Source organism: Arthrospira sp. PCC 9901, assembly GCF_059013425.1.
This window is the reverse complement of record NZ_CP102296.1, coordinates 570,415-585,965: the sequence shown is the minus strand read 5'-3', so window position 1 is coordinate 585,965 and position 15,551 is coordinate 570,415. Positions and strand designations below refer to the sequence as shown.

Sequence of the window (15,551 nt, the reverse complement as noted above, 5' to 3'; positions counted from 1 at the left end):
TTTCAGCAGAAAATAAGTTAAAATATACAGGTTTCCCTAAAGGGGATAATTTGAGACTATGAAAGCACAAGAAAATCGTCGGGTTCGCAAAGCTGTCATCACAGCCGCAGGATTTGGTACTCGGATGTTCCCAGCCTCCAAAATGATTAAAAAAGAGTTTTTCCCTATAGTTGATGCTGAGGGAATCGCTAAACCTGTGATTCAGGTGGTCGTGGAAGAGGCTATTAATGCTGGAATTGAAGAGGTCGGAATTATTGTTCAATCGGGCGATCGCTCCTTATTTGAAGACTATTTCCAAGGGTCTCCTAAACCGGAATTTTGGCGGAAATTGTCCCCCAATAGTCGAGACTATAGCCACTATTTACAAACCTTGGGGGAACGGATTACTATTTTAACCCAGGAACAACAAGAAGGATTCGGTCATGCGGTCTTTTGTGGCGCTCAGTGGGTTAATGATGAGCCTTTTATGCTACTATTGGGAGACCATGTTTATGCTTCGGATTTGGAGGTAAACTGCGCCCGTCAATTGTTGGAGGTTTATGAGGAGGTTCAACAGAGTGTTATCGGTGTGCGAATTACTCCCGGCGATCGCATTCACCACTATGGTTGTGTAGCCGGAACTCCCGTTAAAGATTCTGATTATTTATTTGACCTGACGGAAATCTATGAGAAGCCAACCCTCAATTATGCGCGCACAAATCTCCGAGTTCCCGGACTGGAATGGGATCGGTTTTTGACTGTGTTTGGGCTGTATATCATTGAACCGAAAATCTTTGACTTCTTAGCAGATAATATCCGCCATGATGTCCGGGAAAAGGGAGAATATCAACTGACTTCCTGTTTGCAAACTCTCCGAGAAAAAGAACAAATTACTGGGTATCTTGTCCAAGGTCGCTGTTTTGATACGGGTCTACCAGAAACCTATTTTAAGACTCTGGTAGAATTCCGCAATATCAAGACTAAATCCTAGGGAGTACAGCCGATTGAATCAGGGGGGGTGGAGGGGGGGGTTATCATCCCCAACCTTCCCTCAAAAAAAAGGGGAATTTAGCGGCTATACATTTGGGTTAAATAGCGCAGGCGATCGCACAAAGGATGCGTTAACAATGTCGAACTTTCGTAGCGCCAACGCCAGTTTCCCGCATTGGTGCTAGGGTCATTCATCCTCCCTCGATTATCTAATCCTAACAGGTCTTGAAGGGGGAAAATCGCCAGGTCAGCAATGGAACTTAGGGCTAACCGAATTAACGCCCAATTAATGTCCTCAATGGCTTCTGGGAAAGCATACCCTAAATAGCCAGCCACGTGCTGACGAATTTCGGGACTCATGGTTTGCCACCAACCCACTGTAGTATCATTGTCATGGGTTCCCGTGTAAACAATGGAATTTCTGGTATAATTATGGGGTAGATAGGGGTGGCGAGAATCTTCCCCAAATGCGAACATGAGGATTTTCATTCCCGGAAACTCAAAGCGATCGCGTAACTCTTCCACCTCTGGGGTAATGATTCCTAAATCTTCCGCTAAAACTGGTAAACTTCCTAACTGTTGACCGAGACTTTCAAAAAATTCCGCACCCGGCGCGGTCACCCACTCCCCATTCAAAGCCGAAGTTTCCCCAAAGGGAACCCGCCAATAGGCTTCAAAGCCTCGGAAATGGTCAACCCGAACCCAATCTACATATTCCAACGTGGCGCGGAATCTTTCAATCCACCAAGCAAAATTAGTCCGTTTTAGTTCATCCCAATCATAAACCGGATTCCCCCAAAGTTGTCCGGTAGCACTAAAATAGTCCGGCGGTACTCCCGCAATATAGGCAGGGTTCAGGGTTTCTGGGTGCAGTTGAAAGTTGTTAGGCGCAAACCAGACATCAGCACTATTATAGCACACATAAATCGAGATGTCACCAATAATTTTAATGCCCTTATTGTTGGTGTAGCGTCGCAGTTGACTCCACTGTTCAAAAAACTTGAATTGCAGAAACTTATGGTATATAATCCGAGTGTGGAGTTCTTCGGTTTTCGCTTGCAAGGCTTGGGGTTCTCGGCGAGCGATCGCAGGTTCCCACTGATTCCAGTCTTTACCGTCGTTCTGCTCTAGGAGTGCCATAAATAGGGCGTAATCATTGAGCCAGGAGGCTTTTTGTTGACAAAACTCCTCGAAAGGATGGTTAGGTTGTGATTGTAGGGACTCCCAGAAGCAATCAAAGGCTTGTTTGAGGTATTGTCCTTTATGAGCAATGACCCTGGGAAAGTCAACCCGCTGGGGGTTATGGTTATCTGGTAGGGGTAGCAATTCCCGGCTATTTAGCAGCCCTTCTTCCGCTAGGCGATCGAGAGAAATCAACAGAGGATTTCCCGCGAAGGTGCTAAAGTTCATAATGTAGGGGGAATGCTCATAACCGGTCGGACCGAGAGGCAGAATTTGCCAAACTTTCTGGCCACTGCGTTCGAGAAAATCGATAAACTCATAAGCGGCACGTCCCAAGTCACCAATACCAAAGCGACTGGGGAAGCTGGTGGGGTGTAGCAAGATACCGCTGGCTCGTTCAAGGTGCATAATTAAGATATATTCCCGTAGAAACCGCTTTTATTTATATCACAAAGCCGATCGCCTTTTTGGGGGGATTATTACCTCGGTTAAACTTAAATTATTTTCAGATGGTTAATTGTGGGGTATAATAGAGGGTATCCCCCAGGAAGGTTGATGCAAATCACAACTAACGGCGATGGGGATCACCTGGTAAGGTGATTAAACTCATCTGTAGTCGTCTGTATAATCACCGAAAAAATCAGCCACTTGAGGGAAGATATATACAGTGGAGCATTGAGGTTCGGGAGATGAGCAGCTACTATAACAGTATGACCAATTCTAGCGGTTCCCTTGAGGAAATGTTTGGTCAAGTGATGTTTTCCAGTGTGGTGACGACTGAAGACCGCCAACAGTTGAAAGCTACCCTCCTCAAAGAAACCATCACGGAGGATGAACAGGCGATTATTAACCGCTTGCTGTACAATGTACGCCGGGGATGGGTTAGACTGATTGACTGAAGTTTCATTAGTAACCCGTGTTATCCACTGTTTTGCTTGTGTCCCACGGTAGTCGCGATCGCCGCCCTCAATTAGCTGTAGATAAGTTAGCACAACAGTTGAGCGATCGCCTCAAGGTGACTCAGGGTGGGGATAGTTTAACTGATTCTTTGGTGGGAAGTGCGGTTTTGGAGTTGGGACCGACTCCGCTATCTGCACAAATTCACCAATTCGCTGAGTATAGCCTGAGTTTAGGGATTTATCGAGTCCAAATTCTGCCGTTGTTTCTGTTACCTGGGGTCCATGTGGGAGAAGATATCCCCACCGAGGTGGAGTTAGCCCAAAAATCCCTGGGAACCGAGATAGAAATTCACCTACAACCTTATCTGGGAAGCCAACGCCAGCAGTTGTCTGTACTGCTGGAAAATGTTATGATTGGTGGTTACGATGTTGATGCTTGGATTCTACTTTCCCATGGGAGTCGCCGCGCGGGTGGAAATGAAGCGATCGCTCACCTAGCCCATAAAATCAAGGCTTCTGTGGCTTATTGGTCTGTGGCTCCGGGGATGGAGTCACGGGTTCAGGAGTTGCTACAAGCAGGATATCACCGGATTGGGATTTTGCCTTATTTCCTGTTCTCCGGTCGCACTACTGATGCGATCGTTGATTTGGTGGCTAATCTTGGTGACAGGTTTCCCGACAGCCAACTACACCTCACGCCACCCCTAGACCATAGCCCACACCTGGGCGATTTGATTTGTACTTGGGCGGAATCTTGCCTCTAGGATACCACCTGCCTGCTGCAGTGGGTGGTGATTCTCATAATTCTTTCGGTTTTGAGAGGCGATCGACACTCCCTAATGGCTCTGTTGCTTTGGGGGTAATAGTTTCGGGGTTTGTAAAGTTATATTACAGATTCTCATAACCTCGCGCGAGTTTGAATAGGGCGATCGTTCAAGTAAACTGGAGCCAACAACAGAAAAGTTTTTGTTTTTGGGGGTTGACAGTCTGGCGCTGTCTCTGATAGTATTAATTTACGTGAAAACAAAGGAATTTGCTTCGACAAAAACAGCCTGTAAAGTTTTGTTAAGCACCTTCTAGGTAGTCTCGCGCGATCGCACCTTGAAAACCCCATACTGCAACGTTTCCAAAGGTATAGGGTCCAACCCTACCAATTCCCCGTCAGGGGACGGAAACCACTCTACCCCGAGGGCTTTTAATATTTCACTCTTTCTTGTCCAACCCTACCAATTCCCCGTCAGGGGACGGAAACATACCGATGCAGGCTACATATCCGTTTATGTCATCCTCCCAATCTGTCCAACCCTACCAATTCCCCGTCAGGGGACGGAAACCTAAATGAGGTTTGCTTTTTTTCGCTTGGATGTAGGCGATTGCCGCCGTGTCCAACCCTACCAATTCCCCGTCAGGGGACGGAAACTCATTTGACTTAAATCTGTACAAAACAGGAATCTCCCCATCGGGTCCAACCCTACCAATTCCCCGTCAGGGGACGGAAACTTAAAAGTGATGATCGTCGCTGCGATTGCAGCAGTGATTGCTGTGTCCAACCCTACCAATTCCCCGTCAGGGGACGGAAACCAATGTTTAATAGGAACGCAAGAAAAGCTCCTACTAAAAATGTCCAACCCTACCAATTCCCCGTCAGGGGACGGAAACCTTCCGGGATTTCGAGCCATTTATTTTGCCCCTGGCGAGGCAATGTCCAACCCTACCAATTCCCCGTCAGGGGACGGAAACACATTCTCCCAGGCGCGGTACTGATACTCCAAAGCTCTATTGTCCAACCCTACCAATTCCCCGTCAGGGGACGGAAACATAGGCAGCCGAAGCCCAAGTGCCAGACCCGGCACCACAGAAACGTCCAACCCTACCAATTCCCCGTCAGGGGACGGAAACTGAGCGATCGCTTTAGCGGAAAGCAAGCGATCGCTCAACTGTCCAACCCTACCAATTCCCCGTCAGGGGACGGAAACGATCGCCTCTTTGAAATTCTTTTCGGGCTCGTTTACAGCATTCGTCCAACCCTACCAATTCCCCGTCAGGGGACGGAAACCAGCCATCAGGGTTGTCCTGATGGCTCTTGGTTACGGTCCAACCCTACCAATTCCCCGTCAGGGGACGGAAACTACATTTTCCATGAAGGCGGACAGCTTTTCATGATTAGGTCCAACCCTACCAATTCCCCGTCAGGGGACGGAAACACAAAGCAGAAGGAGGTCGACTCGTCAGACAGTCAAGTCCAACCCTACCAATTCCCCGTCAGGGGACGGAAACCCCCTCAACTTGAGATACACCCTCTATTACCAACCCTTGCGGTCCAACCCTACCAATTCCCCGTCAGGGGACGGAAACCAAGGATTGCATTGCTCTCTCCGTTTCTCACTATAACTAATATATGTCCAACCCTACCAATTCCCCGTCAGGGGACGGAAACTTTGGTTCACCTCCGTCGTATGAGTTTCCGAGATATCGGTCTTGTCCAACCCTACCAATTCCCCGTCAGGGGACGGAAACTTCTCTCTTATCAGCCTTTCGACTGATAGAGATCAGGATCTCTGCGGTCCAACCCTACCAATTCCCCGTCAGGGGACGGAAACAGTTCATATATTTTTACTCCTAAGTCTTCTAGCTTTGGAGTCCAACCCTACCAATTCCCCGTCAGGGGACGGAAACACGCAAAATAAGAGACACTGCAAACAAACCAACACCAACAGAGGGTCCAACCCTACCAATTCCCCGTCAGGGGACGGAAACAAATAATCCAGACAAGTCAATATCAGTAAAGTTGCTGTTGTGTCCAACCCTACCAATTCCCCGTCAGGGGACGGAAACAAATTTGCTTTATGCAGCAGGAGCATTAGCCCTATTTGTGTCCAACCCTACCAATTCCCCGTCAGGGGACGGAAACTTTAGTCCCTTGTCTGGAAGTGTACTCACCTACAGGTGTCCAACCCTACCAATTCCCCGTCAGGGGACGGAAACGTATAGCTACCATCGTCGTGGTGGACTATAGCTACCCTCTCTCCGGTCCAACCCTACCAATTCCCCGTCAGGGGACGGAAACTGTAAATTAGATAAACTAATTGTTTCAACATCTTTCTTTCTTGTTGTCCAACCCTACCAATTCCCCGTCAGGGGACGGAAACTTCAAAAATAGGCGAGCAGGGGGTGTCCACCCCGTCAGCCCTAGGTCCAACCCTACCAATTCCCCGTCAGGGGACGGAAACCCCGACAATTTTGTGGAACCGAGCCACAAAATCGTTTGCTCGTCCGTCCAACCCTACCAATTCCCCGTCAGGGGACGGAAACCTTTTTGCCTTTATGGGTTTGGACGAAGACCAAGTTTTTATATTCCCCATAGTCCAACCCTACCAATTCCCCGTCAGGGGACGGAAACGAAGGATCTGTGTTAGATACGGATTCACCCACTCGGTGGGTATTGTCCAACCCTACCAATTCCCCGTCAGGGGACGGAAACACGACGACTATGAGAGCCAACTATCGCTTGGCTGGTGACGTCCAACCCTACCAATTCCCCGTCAGGGGACGGAAACAAGAACTCCTTTACCTCCCCGGGGAGCCTGTCCCAGTTAATCGGTCCAACCCTACCAATTCCCCGTCAGGGGACGGAAACTATTTTTCTTTGTCGGTAATCTGAAAAATATCTTTCCCTTTTAGGGTCCAACCCTACCAATTCCCCGTCAGGGGACGGAAACAATCCGGTGAGCATCATATCTTCGTAGATATGCTCCCATGCTCTGTCCAACCCTACCAATTCCCCGTCAGGGGACGGAAACACTTTTAGACGGAAGTTTTCCTCCTCGTCCGTCTGGAACTGGACGGTCCAACCCTACCAATTCCCCGTCAGGGGACGGAAACCGTTTCCGCTATTTTTGAGCCAACCAGACCATTGAGCCAACCGGACGATCGCATTTCCCAGACCAGGAAAGCGAAACCGCAGAAATTAGTTAATTTGGAGAGCGATCGCCAGGTATAATTTTCTGTGAGGGAATTAACTCAATCCATGGCACCAAGTTCATTGACACCAGAAACACACCTACCAACTTTCCCCGTTTTGGGATTACCAGTACATCTGGCTGATAATTATAGCCAGTGGCTGTCATCGCGGCTGAGTCAGGGTTTGGGAACTAATGTCATCACCCTCAATGCTGAAATGGCGATCGCCGCCGAATCTAATCAACCCCTAGCCGAATTAATCCGAAACGCCGACCTAGTAATTCCTGACGGTGCGGGGGTCGTGCTTTATTTAAAATTCAAAGGACACCCTATCCAGCGTTGTCCGGGAATTGAATTAGCCGAAACCCTCCTCCATGAGTTTAACCAGCTAATACCCTCTGGATTGGTGTTTTTTTATGGTGGAAAACCTGGCATTGCTCAAAAAGCCGCAGAGCATTTTCAGCACCGGATTAAAGGTTTGGCGATCGCCTCTTATCACGGCTATCTGTCCGACTCCGAAGAACAGGAAATGCTTGCCAGTCTCCAGGAATTACAACCTCAATTAATTCTAGTGGGTTTAGGGGTTCCCCGTCAAGAGTTTTGGATTGCTAAAAATCGCCATTTATGTCCTGATGCTGTGTGGATTGGAGTTGGTGGCAGTTTTGATATTTGGGGGGGAGAAAAACAACGCGCCCCCGCTTGGTTTTGTGAACATCATTTAGAATGGCTTTATCGTTTGTATCAGGAACCTTGGCGGTGGCGGAGAATGTTGGCTTTACCCTATTTTGCTTGGAAGGCTTGGATTAGGTCTTGATTAGCGGATGCCACACTCCTCTAATTTTGCCATAATTACCAGAACTCTCGTCAATCCAAACCCTCCTAATTTCCCCATTAATCTACTGGCGATCGCAATATCCCCCACCCTCCCCGACGGGAGATGACCGGGGGGTGCTTTGTCTATTTCAAACACTAAGTTATTGTACCATAACCAGTCATTCGGTCGCCGCCATCCCACCTTTTCCCCAAACAGCTTATAAGTCTCTATATCCGCACTGGTAGAACCCCCGATTTCTTGCCAAATTCGATACTGGACACTAAATCCGAATCGACCATTACTATATTGACACCAAAGCTGATCAATGGTGCGGAATATATCACAGGGTAACTTCCCCAAACTCTCTATATCCAAATAACCTTGACTTTCCCTATGGGCTACTGCTAAAATTAAGGTGGTGGTTTCTCGGTCGGCATCCTTCCATCTGCCACTTTTCAGCAGCTTTTCTAGGAAACTATAGTCCGTAGATGGTGATAACAATGCTTTCAGGTCGTCTCGGACTTCCGACGCACTTGAAGCCCGTTTATTGCTGCTGGTCATCACCATTTTATCTAGTATATCTGCGAGGGGAGAATTTAGGCGATCGCCTAAATATTTGCGCCAATTCCATTCCCCATCATGAACATTGTATAATTGCCAGGGGGGTACTTGGGTTAATAAATAAATACAGGTCACACCCAAGCTGTAGATATCACTGCTAAAGTTAGCCTGTCCCAACGTTTGTTCCGGTGCCGCATATCCCGAGGAACCTATGCTAGTCCCCGGACTGGTTAAAGCCTTCGCTGTCGCAAATTTTGCCGCCCCAAAATCCACTAAAATCAGTTGCTGGTCCGGGTGTCTTCTGATGATATTATCCGGTTTAATATCCCGGTGAATTACCTGCTTATTATGGATAAAATCCAACAGCGGTAATAAACTCCCCAGCAGATTAATCACCTGTTGCTGGCTGAATTTTCCCTGGGTTTCCAACTCCTTTAGCAGCGTTTTACCCGGGATATATTCCTGCACTAAATATTGGCGATTATCCTGGGTAAAATAGGCATAAAGTGCCGGGATTTGGGGATGATGTCCTAACTCATCTAAACGCACCGCTTCCAGTTCAAACAGTTGTTTAGCTTTCTCAATTCCCTGAGTCCCCACCCCTTGGGGAAAAAACTGTTTAATCACACAAAGAGGCTTGGAGGGTTTGTCCTCATCAACCGCTTTAAAAGTGCGACCAAAGCCACCTTGACCGATAATGGCGATCGCCCTATAGCGTTCTTTTAATAACAGTTTAGCACCACATCGCTGACAAAACCTGCTATCAGGTGGGTTATTAGCCAAACAGTCAGGATTGAGACATTGACTCATTGACCCTCCCTCCTAGACAACCCCCTAACCTTATCTTACCTCATCCCAGTGCGATCGCGCCATCAACCCAAAACCGCCGCCGCCGAATCCCGGGAAATCCGAATTTTAGTGTTAGTATATTCCGGGGTCCATCCCTCCGTATTACTAAAATAGCGCACCGCCTTAATTCTCTTAGTATCCGTCAAGTGAAACCAGTGTTCCGTCCCTGCTGGAACATTAATATATTCTTCCGCTTCAATGACTAACTCCATTTGACCACCATCAACACCCACAAAACCAAAGACACCTTCCCCTTCAATAATATAGCGCACTTCATCATCAGCGTGGGTGTGGCACTGCTCAAACTTAGCCAGTAAGCCGTCTAAGTTAGGGATATCAGGATGTAAAACGATTAAATCCCTGGACTGATAACCAGCCGTTTCCTGAAGTTCCTTAAAATACCCATCCAGAGATTGTAGCACCTGTTGTTTTTGGTTGTCATCCAAACTCGCCTCACCCAATAGGCGGCGAATTTCTGGATCTTCTCCCACAGGCCATTTATTTAGGTTAACATTCAAAGCGGAAAGTTCTCGCCTAATATCTTCTAGGTCAGTATAGGTAGCCCCATTTTCCAGGTGTAAAATTGCCATGGTTGTCCTTGATAATCAGCGCCCCTGATTATAGCATATTGACATAATAGCCCAACCCAGAAATCATCACTTATGTCCGAAGATACATCAAGCAACCATCAGGAGTTATTAGAAATTTGGCGATCGCAAATTCGCCAAGCCGATATTAATAACGTTTTCTGTCATTGTCGAGACTGTGAAGCCGAATGGGTAAGTTCAGCCTGGGACGAAAACTGCGCCAGTTGTGGAAGCACAAATATCGAGAGGATATCCTGTTGGCAATTTCCCGATGATTAACAATTCCCCGTCGCCGAGAAATCCCCTTTCTTTGTGGGTTGTTAAAAAGGCAAGAGCCAGACATAAGCCGGGTTCTGTTGTCTCAACTGCCAATAGCAATCAAGATAGCAGTTATCTATCTGGGATGTCTGTTACCAGACACCTCTAGCGGTACACCATAAACGGGATCGGTAAAAGACCAACCGTCATCCCTGCGACCTTGCTCCCAACCGGGGTTTACCGAGCCGATACCTCACGATATCGCTGGTGCGCTCTTACCGCACCTTTGCACCCTTACCAGTGAGCCAAATTAGCCCCTTTGGCGGTATGTTTCTGTGGCACTATCCTCACGATCGCTCGCACTGGGCGTTACCCAGCAAGTCTGGTCTTTAGGGAGCCCGGACTTTCCTCAGATCCAAATCAATGAATCCGCAACCGCCTGCGCTAACTCTCGCCCTAGGGCAATTATAACAAATATCGGCATTCCCCGGTTAAATTTCCCCCAGTCTTTGGCTGTTGGGGTAAGAATAATAATGGGAAAGGCTAGACCAAATGGGGATTAACCGTGAGTGGGAAGTGGTTGCAAGTTTTCAAAAACAAACGCGCAGATCTCAAAGAGATTATCGCCTGTGCGATCACTAATGCGATCGTCATCCTGGCAATTTTGCTCCTGAAACAGGCGGGAGGACTCCAAACCCTCGAATTGATAGCCTTTGATATTATGGTGCGGTTGCGCGACGATTTAGAGCCAGATCCGCGATTATTGATAGTTGGTATCACCGAGGAAGATATAGTCGCCTTCAATCGCTGGCCTTTATCTGATGAAGTCATCGCCCAACTTTTAGATCGCCTCTCCCAGCTACAACCTCAAGCGATCGGTTTAGATATCTATCGCGACATTCCCTATGAACCCGGACATCAATCATTAGTCCAACAGCTTGACAACCCCAAAATTATCACCATCAAAGCCCTAGGAGATGCAGAAGTTCAGGGAACCCCCGCCCCTCCCACCGTCCCCCCCAGTCGGGTCGGATTCAATGATTTATTGCTAGACCCTGATGGAGTAGTGCGCCGCAATTTAATGTTAGCCACCATTGAAGACGAAACCTTCTACTCATTTTCCATGCAACTCGCCCTCAGATACTGGCAAAAACAGGGAATAGACCCCACCAATAGCCCCCTTCACCCTGATGGTATTCGTTGGGGGGCGGCGGAATTTTTACCCCTTGACCGCACCAGCGGCGGATATCAGACCATTGATGACCAAGGATATCAAATTCTCCTCGATTACCGTTCCCGTAAACCCTTGGCTAGGGTGGTGAGTGTGAGTCAGGTTCTCTATGGTAACATCCCCTCCTCCTGGGTAGAGGATAAAATCGTGTTAATCGGAACGATCGCACCCAGCGGAAAAGATCTATTTCTGACTCCCTATAGTCCCAGCCGCAGAATTTCCCCGAAAATGCCAGGAGTGTTAATTCACGCCCAAATGGTTAGTCAACTTTTAGATGTGGTGGCGGGAGAACGTTCTCTGTTTGTGTTTTGGCCACCTTGGGCAGAATTTGTCTGGGCTATAGCTTGGGGGGTGGTAGGTGTCATGGTGGTGGTGGTGGTGCGTCATCCCCTGGTGTGGATATTTTGCCCCCTACTAATGTTAGGGGTTTTGTGGATGGGGGGATTTTACCTATTTTTAAACAGTGTCTGGGTTCCCATGGTTACCCCTAGCCTTACTCTCCTGTTTACTTCTGTGATTGTGATTATTTACCTGGGATTTCGCGCCCAGCGACAGCAACAGGTGGTGATGGGATTACTCGGACAAAATGCCTCCCCGGAAATCGCCAAGGCTTTATGGAATAGTCGCGATCGCCTGATGACTAATGGCAAGTTACCCGGTGAGAAACTGGTGGCTACTATGCTATTTACTGATATCCGCAATTTTAGCACAATTTCCGAGCAAATACCCCCAGAACAATTAATCGAATGGCTCAATGAGTATCTGGCTACCTTAACTCAATGTGTCCATAGTCATCGAGGTATTATCAACAAGTTTATGGGAGATGGGATTATGGCTGCTTTTGGGGTTCCTATCGCCCGCACTACGGAGGCAGAAATTGCTCAAGATGCCTATGCGGCGGTGGCTTGTGCTTTGGAAATGGGCGATCGTCTCATCGAGTTAAATAAACTTTGGCAATCCCAAAATCTACCCGTTATTGAAATGAGAGTTGGGATTTTTACTGGACCCTTAGTTGCTGGCAGTTTAGGCAGTCGCGATCGACTAGAATATGGCTTGTTGGGAGATTCCGTTAATATTGCCTCTCGCCTGGAAAGTTGTGAGAAAGATAGACAGTCTGAACCCTGTCGCATCCTCATTGCTTATCAAACTTTAGTCTATCTTCCTGATGTTTTTGAGGTGGAATCTTGGGGATTTATTCCTCTCAAAGGCAAACAGCAACTTATTGATGTTTACCGGATTGTAGGCTGGCAATCTCCACCTCAACCATAGGAACCCAGACAATATTCATTTCTAGGCTTTTTTGTCTTCTTTAACAACCCCTCCACTTGAGACAATAATAAATCCAAATCAATGGGTTTGTAAATGATACCATCCACATCAATCTGTGCCTGTTCTCTTTCTTCCAAATAGCCACAAGCCGTCATAATCAAGACCGGAATAAACGGGATGGTTGGTTGACACCTCAAGATTTTTATCACCTCATAACCGCTCATTTTTGGCATCATCAAATCCAAGATAATTAAGTCCGGCGGTGATGACTCAACCATCTGCAATGCCACATGACCACTCTCGGCTGTTTGCACGTTGTAGCCAGCATCTTGCAGCAGAATTTCTACTAATAATCTGCCATCTATGGAGTCATCTACTATCAGGATATTCGCCGAATTTGGTGGGATTAAATTATCGTAAATTTTCATGGTAATCATCATAACTGACTGTTGACAACATCCAACCAGATTTTCCTAACTTTCCCCCAAAAATCTAGGGCGAAAACTCTCAACTTTGATAACAGAATTAATCCTGATATCTGGGTTATTAGTATCATCGAGATGGCACGGAATTTGATGGTAGCCGATTTACAGTTACCCCTTCCATACTCAATAACTTATAATATACAATACCCCCATCTATCCTCTATCTAGGGAAGTATAAAAATACCTATGTCAAGATTTGATGTCAACGCACCTAAAAAGCGGCTGATTAACATAAATCAACCGATAGTGTCAACAGGGTAAAACCCATTTGATTAAAGAGGAGACAATCGCAGAAAGCCAGAGGGGGTGGGGAATAGGAATTAAGGCAATTATTCAATCCAGCCGGAACGTAAAGCCCTCACCGCCGCCTGAGTGCGATCGTCAGCACATAACTTATTTAAGATACTGCGAACATGAGTCTTAACTGTACCCACAGTGATATATAACTTTTCAGCTATTTCGGCATTACTGCGTCCGCCGACAATCAATTCTAAGACCTCCAATTCCCGTTCAGTTAGGGGACAGGTAGATAAAAATTCTTTATACTCTGGTTCAACGGCATTTATAGTAACAGTAGCAGCCTGTTTATTTTTACCTGGTAGATTTTGAGCCTGTTGTAAGACAGTGCGAGCAATCACGGGGTCAATCCAGGAATTTCCTTCACTGGTGACTTGGATAGCTTCCATTAAGCGATCGATACTCACATCTTTAACACTATAAGAATCTGCACCCGCCGCAAAAGCACCCATGACAGCATCTTTATTATCGTGCATAGTCAGAATCAAAACCTTGGTATTTTGCCCCCCTTGGGTACTGATATATTCTTTAAACTGTTGAGTTAATTCAATGCCATCTATATCAGGTAAGCCAATATCAACAATTGCCACATCAGGTCGAGTCAATTTCAACACTTGTAAACCCTGGCGACCGTTGGAGGCTTCCCCCACAACTTCCACCTGTTCACTCTGTTGTAAGGCTGTTTTTAAACCCACACGAGTTAAATCGTGATCTTCAATTAAAACCACCCGAATTTTTTTCATTATTTTACCTCCAGAAAATTTTATCAATACCAGTAAATCAATCTTAGGGGAGTTGTAACTGCTTTGTCGGAAAACAGCACTAGGCAAAATCTGCCATAATGTGCTGGTAGGAGGCTGACCCTGAGTTATTGTCAGCCACGAAACAATGATTGTATCATTAATAGGAGATGGGTCATCATCTCAGAGACAAGGCCGGAGTATCTCAACCCGATTTGACCCATTAACTGTTAAGGTGGTCTAAACGGACTCGATAGTGTGGCAAACTTTAGCTTTTTGGATAATTTCTGACAAAATACAATAACTATGTATTCTTCTGCTGTACCCTCAACACACTCCCGCCCAAATATCTTAGCGGTTGATGACTCCCCAGAAAATCTATTTCTGATTGAAGCCATGTTAGCTGAGGAAGGATACACGGTCTATTGTCAACCGGACGGGGAGTCAGCCCTAAAAACGATATTAGAAAACCCCCCCCAACTGGTATTATTGGATGTGATGATGCCGGGAATTGATGGCTATGAAGTGACGCGCCGTATCCGCAATAATCCTAATCTGCCATTTATCCCGATTTTATTGATTACAGCCCATGATCAGTCTAGTGTAGTGGAAGGACTGGACGCGGGGGCGGACGATTTTATCCGTAAACCAGTAGAGGTTGACGAACTCCTGGCTAGAGTGCGATCGCTACTCAGACTTAAACATAGTATCGATGAACAGGCGCAAATGGCACGCCAACGGGAAGATTTTGTCTCTCGTCTCACCCACGACCTACGGACCCCCCTGGTGGCGGCGGATAGAATGTTAAAACTATTCCAGCAGGGTGCATTAGGACAAGTGACCCCAACAATGTCAGAGGCGATCGCTACTATGATTAGCAGTAACCAAAATCTGCTACAGATGGTAAATACCCTACTGGAAGTATATCGCTATGAAGCCGATCGCAAAACTATTGCCTTCTCTAGCCTAGACTTGAGTGCATTAGTCAAAGAGGTAGTGGAAGAATTGACCCCCCTGGCTATGGAAAAAGGCTTAACCATAGATATAGACCAGGTGGAAGCGGGGATATCAATGGTGGGAGACCCCTTAGAATTGCGGCGGGTGGTGATGAATTTGTTGGGAAATGCGGTGAAATTTACAGATATGGGCAAAATTACCGTCCTTCTAAAGGTAGCAGCCACGCCGACCCATGGCACACCTGAGATAATTTTACAAGTTGAGGATACCGGAGAGGGAATGTCTGATGGCGATCGCGCCATTATTTTTGATCGGTTTCGTCAAGGAAACCATAAGCGATCGGGAAGTGGCTTAGGACTGCATTTGGTATCCCGAATTGTCGCCGCCCATCATGGCAGTATTGATGTGAAATCCCAAAAGGGTCAGGGTAGCTGTTTTACGGTCAAATTACCTAAAAAGTTGGCCTAAAAAATTAGTGCGAGTTTTCAGCATA

12 protein-coding genes, 1 other RNA gene and 1 CRISPR repeat array are annotated in these 15,551 nt (G+C 46.9%); of the genes, 7 read left to right on the top strand and 6 right to left on the bottom strand.

The genetic code is table 11. The features are described from left to right. Positions 1-58: 58 nt before the first annotated feature. Positions 59-970, top strand: a complete 912-nt coding sequence (locus tag NLZ44_RS02705; RefSeq protein WP_493751774.1) for a sugar phosphate nucleotidyltransferase — start codon at positions 59-61, stop codon at positions 968-970. 77 nt (positions 971-1,047) lie between these two features. Here the strand turns inward: NLZ44_RS02705 and malQ are convergent, their stop codons facing one another. Next, a complete protein-coding gene (malQ, locus tag NLZ44_RS02700; protein WP_493751773.1) occupies positions 1,048-2,559 on the bottom strand; it encodes a 4-alpha-glucanotransferase in 1,512 nt (503 codons plus the stop codon). A 302-nt stretch (positions 2,560-2,861) separates the two neighbouring features. On the opposite strand from malQ, the gene NLZ44_RS02695 reads away from it, so the two are divergent. From NLZ44_RS02695 to NLZ44_RS02685, 3 genes are all read left to right on the top strand, one after another. Beyond that, a complete protein-coding gene (locus NLZ44_RS02695) occupies positions 2,862-3,050 on the top strand; it encodes a hypothetical protein (RefSeq protein ID WP_046318462.1) in 189 nt (62 codons plus the stop codon). A gap of 17 nt (positions 3,051-3,067) precedes the next feature. Next, complete coding sequence (locus NLZ44_RS02690) at positions 3,068-3,814, top strand: sirohydrochlorin chelatase (RefSeq protein WP_111893490.1); 747 nt, start codon at positions 3,068-3,070, stop codon at positions 3,812-3,814. Positions 3,815-4,189: 375 nt separating this feature from the next. Further along, positions 4,190-6,932: a CRISPR direct-repeat array (repeat unit 37 nt; unit sequence GTCCAACCCTACCAATTCCCCGTCAGGGGACGGAAAC). A gap of 145 nt (positions 6,933-7,077) precedes the next feature. After that, positions 7,078-7,824, top strand: a complete 747-nt coding sequence (locus NLZ44_RS02685) for a WecB/TagA/CpsF family glycosyltransferase (RefSeq protein WP_008054881.1) — start codon at positions 7,078-7,080, stop codon at positions 7,822-7,824. Here the strand turns inward: NLZ44_RS02685 and NLZ44_RS02680 are convergent, their stop codons facing one another. Continuing rightward, positions 7,825-9,195 carry a protein kinase domain-containing protein gene (locus NLZ44_RS02680; RefSeq protein WP_368663951.1) on the bottom strand — a complete coding sequence of 457 codons (1,371 nt, stop codon included), beginning with the start codon at positions 9,193-9,195 and terminating at the stop codon, positions 7,825-7,827. Between the two features lie 62 nt (positions 9,196-9,257). Further along, positions 9,258-9,824, bottom strand: a complete 567-nt coding sequence (locus tag NLZ44_RS02675) for a 1,2-dihydroxy-3-keto-5-methylthiopentene dioxygenase (protein ID WP_273247508.1) — start codon at positions 9,822-9,824, stop codon at positions 9,258-9,260. 72 nt (positions 9,825-9,896) lie between these two features. Here NLZ44_RS02675 and NLZ44_RS02670 point away from each other — a divergent pair, with 72 nt between their 5' ends. After that, entirely contained in the window at positions 9,897-10,100 is a 204-nt protein-coding gene (locus NLZ44_RS02670; RefSeq protein WP_006623454.1) for a hypothetical protein, read from the top strand. Positions 10,101-10,148: 48 nt separating this feature from the next. Here NLZ44_RS02670 and rnpB read toward each other — a convergent pair. Beyond that, positions 10,149-10,531: RNase P RNA component class A (gene rnpB / locus NLZ44_RS02665), an RNA gene on the bottom strand. Between the two features lie 113 nt (positions 10,532-10,644). On the opposite strand from rnpB, the gene NLZ44_RS02660 reads away from it, so the two are divergent. Next, positions 10,645-12,579 carry a CHASE2 domain-containing protein gene (locus NLZ44_RS02660; RefSeq protein ID WP_493751772.1) on the top strand — a complete coding sequence of 645 codons (1,935 nt, stop codon included), beginning with the start codon at positions 10,645-10,647 and terminating at the stop codon, positions 12,577-12,579. On the opposite strand, the gene NLZ44_RS02655 is transcribed toward NLZ44_RS02660, so the two are convergent. After that, positions 12,570-13,019, bottom strand: a complete 450-nt coding sequence (locus NLZ44_RS02655; RefSeq protein WP_008054861.1) for a response regulator — start codon at positions 13,017-13,019, stop codon at positions 12,570-12,572. The two genes, NLZ44_RS02660 and NLZ44_RS02655, sit on opposite strands and share 10 nt — an antisense overlap. A gap of 374 nt (positions 13,020-13,393) precedes the next feature. Beyond that, complete coding sequence (locus tag NLZ44_RS02650; RefSeq protein WP_493751771.1) at positions 13,394-14,104, bottom strand: response regulator; 711 nt, start codon at positions 14,102-14,104, stop codon at positions 13,394-13,396. A gap of 303 nt (positions 14,105-14,407) precedes the next feature. Between NLZ44_RS02650 and NLZ44_RS02645 the strand changes: the two genes are divergently transcribed. Further along, positions 14,408-15,526, top strand: a complete 1,119-nt coding sequence (locus NLZ44_RS02645; protein WP_493751770.1) for an ATP-binding response regulator — start codon at positions 14,408-14,410, stop codon at positions 15,524-15,526. The last annotated feature ends 25 nt before the right edge of the window (positions 15,527-15,551 follow it).

Coding starts and splice junctions, on each gene's coding strand:
- NLZ44_RS02680 (WP_368663951.1), bottom strand. CDS start 9,195: ATGAGTCAATGTCTCAATCCTGACTGTTTGGCTAATAACCCACCTGAT.
- NLZ44_RS02705 (WP_493751774.1), top strand. CDS start 59: ATGAAAGCACAAGAAAATCGTCGGGTTCGCAAAGCTGTCATCACAGCC.
- NLZ44_RS02695 (WP_046318462.1), top strand. CDS start 2,862: ATGACCAATTCTAGCGGTTCCCTTGAGGAAATGTTTGGTCAAGTGATG.
- NLZ44_RS02655 (WP_008054861.1), bottom strand. CDS start 13,019: ATGATGATTACCATGAAAATTTACGATAATTTAATCCCACCAAATTCG.
- NLZ44_RS02685 (WP_008054881.1), top strand. CDS start 7,078: ATGGCACCAAGTTCATTGACACCAGAAACACACCTACCAACTTTCCCC.
- NLZ44_RS02650 (WP_493751771.1), bottom strand. CDS start 14,104: ATGAAAAAAATTCGGGTGGTTTTAATTGAAGATCACGATTTAACTCGT.
- NLZ44_RS02675 (WP_273247508.1), bottom strand. CDS start 9,824: ATGGCAATTTTACACCTGGAAAATGGGGCTACCTATACTGACCTAGAA.
- NLZ44_RS02670 (WP_006623454.1), top strand. CDS start 9,897: ATGTCCGAAGATACATCAAGCAACCATCAGGAGTTATTAGAAATTTGG.
- NLZ44_RS02645 (WP_493751770.1), top strand. CDS start 14,408: ATGTATTCTTCTGCTGTACCCTCAACACACTCCCGCCCAAATATCTTA.
- malQ (WP_493751773.1), bottom strand. CDS start 2,559: ATGCACCTTGAACGAGCCAGCGGTATCTTGCTACACCCCACCAGCTTC.